We start from the raw sequence: 1,774 nt of genomic DNA, 5'->3' as shown, positions 1-1,774 counted from the left end.
AGGTGAAACTGTTCAAGGATGTCGAGACGCTGTCAACACCGCCTCCGATGCCCTCGATCACCACATCGCCGGCATCCGTCACCTCGAAGACGTCATTCCCGGCGCCGCCGTTCATGACATCCGCTCCGAGCCCACCGATGAGGGTGTCGTTGCCGTCCTCACCAAACAGGAAGTCGTTGCCGTCCCCGCCGCTGAGAGAATCGTCGCCAGTGCCGCCAACCAACTGGTCGACACCACCCAGGCCAATGAGCGTATCGTTCCCGCCCAGGCCAAGAAGCACATCGCTACCCGCAGTACCGGTAAGGGTGTTCGCCAGGGCGTCTCCCGTTTGCACCGCACCCACTATCAATACCGCCGCCGTTGCCGCAGAGGTCACCGACTCCAGCGCACCGAAGCCATCGGTATACCGCACGATCACCCGCAGTTGCTGATTGATCTGCGCCACACCAGGAGTGAAGGTCGCAGCGGTCGCACCATTGATGTTGGTGAAAGTAGCGCCGGCACCTTGCTGCCATTGGAAGCTGAATGCACCCAGCCCATCCGCATCGACAATCCCGGCAGTCAGCGCGGTCAGCACCTGGCCTTGATTCGGTGTCGTGTCGCTGATCAGCAACGCACCTGTTGGTGCATCGTTGACGTTGGCAACCGGCGCCGAAGGGTCGGACGTAACGCTTTCGGCCACGCCGAAGTCATCCACGTAACTGACCACCACACGCACCTGATCGCCGACCTGATCCTGGCCAAGCGTGAACGTGCTAGCGGTGGCTCCGGGAATGTTGACAAAGTTAACCCCGTTGGTCGCCTGCCACTGGAAGGTGAACTGAGGATTGCTCAGGCCATCAATGTCGACGATGGTCGACGTATCAGCGGTCAACACCTGGTTCTGCACCAGAAGCCCGGTGACGGTCGGCCCTGCGGTCGGTGCGTTGTTCGCCGACGACTCGACGAATTCCAGCGTGCCCTTGGCATCTTGATACACCGCCCGGACGCGGATACTCAGACCCGCTACATCGTCCGCCACCTGATAGGTGGTGCCCATCGCCCGCGATGCCTCGCCAGCGGCGACAAAGGTGATGTCTTCATAGACGCCCGAGCCGGCAATGGTTTCGACCTGCCAGTAGTAAGCCACCCCACCGTTAACCGCGCCGGTGGGATTGAGCAGGCTTACGTTGTCCGCGTCGCGTACCGACTGATCACTGACGCGCAGCAACTGGCCGGCGACCGGCGCATTCTCACGCGCACCGGTTTCCGCATCAAGGATCGCCAGACGACCCGATGGGTCGATGTTTACGGCGGTGCCTACGCCGGACGACTGCGAAACGTCAGAGAACTGCAGACGCTCGATGCCAGTCAACCGATCGACGCCATCACGCCCTGCCACCAGATCGGTCACGATGACGGAGTTGCCCTCGACAGAGACGCTGTATTCCGACGAAAGACCGGAGTACACCGCAGTGTCGAAGTTGTCAGTGCCGGTCAGAATCTCCCGCACGATGACCAACTGGCCAGGATTGTAAGTACCGTTCAGCATCAGTGGCACCATCGGTTCCATGCTGTCGAACGAGGCGATTTCCGGACCTGTGCCATCAATATTCGCCCTTACGCTAATGCGTACGTTCAGCCACTTGTCGCCATCGATGATGTCGTCACCACCACGACCTTCGATCAGGTCGCTGCCGCTACCACCGAGGATGATGTTGCCGCCGTCGAAGAACGTCGCTCCGGCTGGCAGCAGACCCGCCAGGCCGTTGATCAGGCTGATGTTGGTCAGCAC

The 1,774-nt window shown here is 60.9% G+C and carries 1 pseudogene; it reads right to left on the bottom strand.

The window, feature by feature from the left end:
* Positions 1 to 1,774 (bottom strand): annotated as a pseudogene (locus AC1DSG_RS30870) (peroxidase family protein); the annotation flags it as partial.

Source organism: Pseudomonas sp. P5_A12, assembly GCF_056400685.1.
Note: the sequence above shows the minus strand (reverse complement) of the source record. Positions and strands in the feature narration are given on the sequence as shown.